The sequence below is a fragment of the Chitinophaga sp. genome (assembly GCF_035761305.1).
Taxonomy (GTDB): domain Bacteria; phylum Bacteroidota; class Bacteroidia; order Chitinophagales; family Chitinophagaceae; genus Chitinophaga.
On the sequence record NZ_DASTRI010000154.1, the window covers coordinates 1 to 3,043 of the forward strand.

General features: G+C 46.1%; 4 protein-coding genes. 2 read left to right on the plus strand and 2 right to left on the minus strand.

The window, feature by feature from the left end:
- Positions 1-56: 56 nt before the first annotated feature.
- Both VFS25_RS13445 and VFS25_RS13450 read left to right on the plus strand, forming a co-directional pair.
- Positions 57-578 carry a sigma-70 family RNA polymerase sigma factor gene (locus VFS25_RS13445; RefSeq protein WP_326462669.1) on the plus strand — a complete coding sequence of 174 codons (522 nt, stop codon included), beginning with the start codon at positions 57-59 and terminating at the stop codon, positions 576-578.
- Between the two features lie 45 nt (positions 579-623).
- Positions 624-1,712, plus strand: coding sequence for a serine protease (locus tag VFS25_RS13450; RefSeq protein WP_326462670.1), 1,089 nt, complete (start codon positions 624-626; stop codon positions 1,710-1,712).
- A gap of 170 nt (positions 1,713-1,882) precedes the next feature.
- On the opposite strand, the gene VFS25_RS13455 is transcribed toward VFS25_RS13450, so the two are convergent.
- Both VFS25_RS13455 and VFS25_RS13460 read right to left on the minus strand, forming a co-directional pair.
- Positions 1,883-2,614, minus strand: a complete 732-nt coding sequence (locus tag VFS25_RS13455; protein WP_326462671.1) for a carboxypeptidase-like regulatory domain-containing protein — start codon at positions 2,612-2,614, stop codon at positions 1,883-1,885.
- A gap of 142 nt (positions 2,615-2,756) precedes the next feature.
- Positions 2,757-2,936: a CsbD family protein gene (locus VFS25_RS13460; RefSeq protein WP_326462672.1), complete on the minus strand. Its 180-nt coding sequence runs from the start codon at positions 2,934-2,936 to the stop codon at positions 2,757-2,759.
- Positions 2,937-3,043: the final 107 nt, after the last annotated feature.

A 3,043-nucleotide genomic window follows, 5' to 3' on the forward strand; every position in this document is an offset into this window, starting at 1 on the left:
TTAAATAAGTGAGTGATCATCTAAACATAACAAGGGATAGGGAATTACTGCAAGGGTTGGCTCGTAATGACGACAAAGCACTGGAAATCATTTATTTAGAGAATTTCCCGGTAATAGCAAGGATGGTGCAGCTGAACAACGGGTCGGAGGATGACGCAAAAGATCTTTTCCAGGAGGCTGTTATTATATTATATGAAAAGGTACAGCAGGGCAATTTTGACCTGTACAGCAAGCTGAAAACCTTTTTATATGCCGTATGCCGCCGCCTGTGGTTGAAGAAACTACAGGGTAACACCTGGATAGGGCTTTCCGATGGCATGGAAGAGCACCTGCCGCTGGAAGATACCCTGGAGGAGCATGAAAAAAAGGACGAACAGTTCCGGATAATGCAAAAAGCCATGGGTACCCTGGGCGAGCCCTGTAAAACCCTGTTATCCGATTACTACCTGCATAAACGCTCAATGCAGGAAATTGCTGAAAAGTTTGGCTATACCAACGCGGAAAACGCCAAAAACCAGAAATACAAATGCCTCATGCGGCTTAAAAAGCTGTTCTTTGATCAATATAAAACCCAGTAACCAATTAATACGACCACTTCATTAATAAATAATAAAGGAACGGTGATGAAAGATCAGATACAATTATTACAGGAAATAGAAGGCTACCTGGAAGGGCAGCTCAGCGACGCCGACAGGGCCGCTTTTGAGCAACGCCTGCAGGCAGACCCCGTGCTGAATGCCCAGGTGGAAGAACAGCAGCTGTTCCTGCAAACTTTACAACAATACGGCCGGCGCACTGAGCTGCAGCAGCAGATGGACCGTATACATCAACATATAGCTACTTCCCGCCCGCAAACGATAACCCCCGTACGTAAAAGCACATCGTACCCGCGCAGGCGCATACTTACCAACCTCGCAGCCGCCGCCTGCATAGCCCTGGTAACCTCCCTGAGCACCATTGCCGTTATGCAGCGTGCCGCCAAACAAAAAACCACTGCCCAGTATGAGGATGTAAGAAGGGTGCTGAATAACATTCAGCGCTCCCAGAATGCGCTGATCAGCAATATGAACAGCGGCAAAAAAGCACCGGCCAACCCGGGCACCTACGGCGGTACCGGTTTTGCTATTTCCACCAACGGCTATATCATTACCAACTACCATGTAGTGGCCGGCGCCGATTCAGTTTATGTGCAGAATAATAAAGGCGAAGCATATAAGGCCAGCAGCGTTTTTGAAGACATATCCAGCGACCTGGCTATTCTTAAAATAGCCGACAGCACCTTTAAAAGCCTGCCCCTGCCCTACTCCCTGAAACCGCAGCCGGTGAACCTGGGCGAAGAAGTGTTTACCATGGGTTACCCCCGCGATGAAATTGTATACGGCAAAGGCTACATCAGCGCACAAACAGGCTTTAACGGCGATACCGTGGCCTACCAGGTATCTATACCGGTAAACCCCGGCAACAGCGGCGCCCCGCTAATGGATAGCGAAGGCAATATAGTAGGTATTATTACCGGCAAACAAACCACCTCCGATGGTATTGCTTTTGCCGTAAAATCAGCGCACCTGAAACGCCTGCTGGATGAAATGCCCCGGGAAAAGCTGCCCCGCCGGGAATGGAGCCGTAAAAATAATCACATGGGAACGATGAGCCGGGTTGACCAGATCAAGAAGCTGGAAGATTTTGTGTACATGGTAAAAGTGTATAATTAATAATTAAGAGTGAATAATTAATAATGAGGGTGATCGGTGTGTGACAGGTGATATTAATGGTCGAATAATAATTGGCCTTGAATAAATTAAAAGGCTACGCTGACAACAGTGTAGCCTTTTATATTTTCCGGATGCCGGCAGGTTATTAATTATTCACTCTTAATTATTCATTACTTCTTTTTCCACTCCCTGTACTTGCCGCTGATCCAGTATATCAGGTCCTCCCGGCGCATCATGCGCACATCGTTATATTCGGGTATATTATCGTGCATAAAAAGCTGCAGCGAGTCGCCTTTCAGGCCGGTTACCTGGCTAACCAGCAAAGGCGTATAACGCGAGTCAATGTACCTTTGCTCCTCTGCCTTTTCATATATTTCCTTGAACTTTCTTTTCTGCTTTTCTCTCCTGGAAAAACGGGTAAAGGGGCTAAAAGTTATTCCAAAGCCCTGGGGCGTATTATCGCCGGCCAGGTGGGTATTTTCCTTGTCGAGTATAAAACGGTATTGATTGCGGCGTTCAATCGAGTCCAGCTGGTAAGGCGTGTACTGGGCCGTTACTTCTACACTGCGCAGCATTTTGTTCTCCACCTCCAGCTGCACATTATGCGTAACGGTAGCAGCAGGGGCGGCAGATACTACCAAACTATCTGAACGGTAGCCAATAAAGGTAAAAACAATCAGGTCGTGGGGCTTTGCAGTAATGCGGTAAAAGCCGCCCTGGTCTGTAGTAGCTCTTTTACCGGTGGTTTTATTAATAATGGTGGCGTAAGGCAATACCAGGTTGTTATCCTTATCTGTTAACTGACCGGTGAGGGTTAACTGGGCCTGCGCCCGCAGCTGCTGCACCGCCAGCAGCATTATACTGCAAAGTATCAATGCGCTGAGGTATTTACTTATATGCATATTTTATTGGTTTCTAAAAGGTATACTATAGGGTATTAATATAAACAAGGTAGCCATCAAGTTGTTAAAAAAAACAAAAAATCCTCCCGGTACAGGAGGATTTTTTTATTCCGGGAAATTGCACCCTTTTAAGTGACAGTTACTATCGTAACATGTCAATTACTTCTTCGCGGGTTTTACCCAATTTCTTCTGAAGGTTGCCGATTAAACGGTCTTCCTGGCCTTCTTCATATAACAGATCGTCGTCGGTAAGGTCGGCATACTGTTGTTTCAAACGTCCTTTAATCTCATTCCATGACCCTTTGATTTGTAACTTATCCATAACATTAAAATTTATGGTGAACAATTGGTTATACAGGAATGAAAATCCAAAGACTATGCCAGCCGCACCTGTATGCGGGTGTTAAATGTTTGTTCCCCTCCGGGATG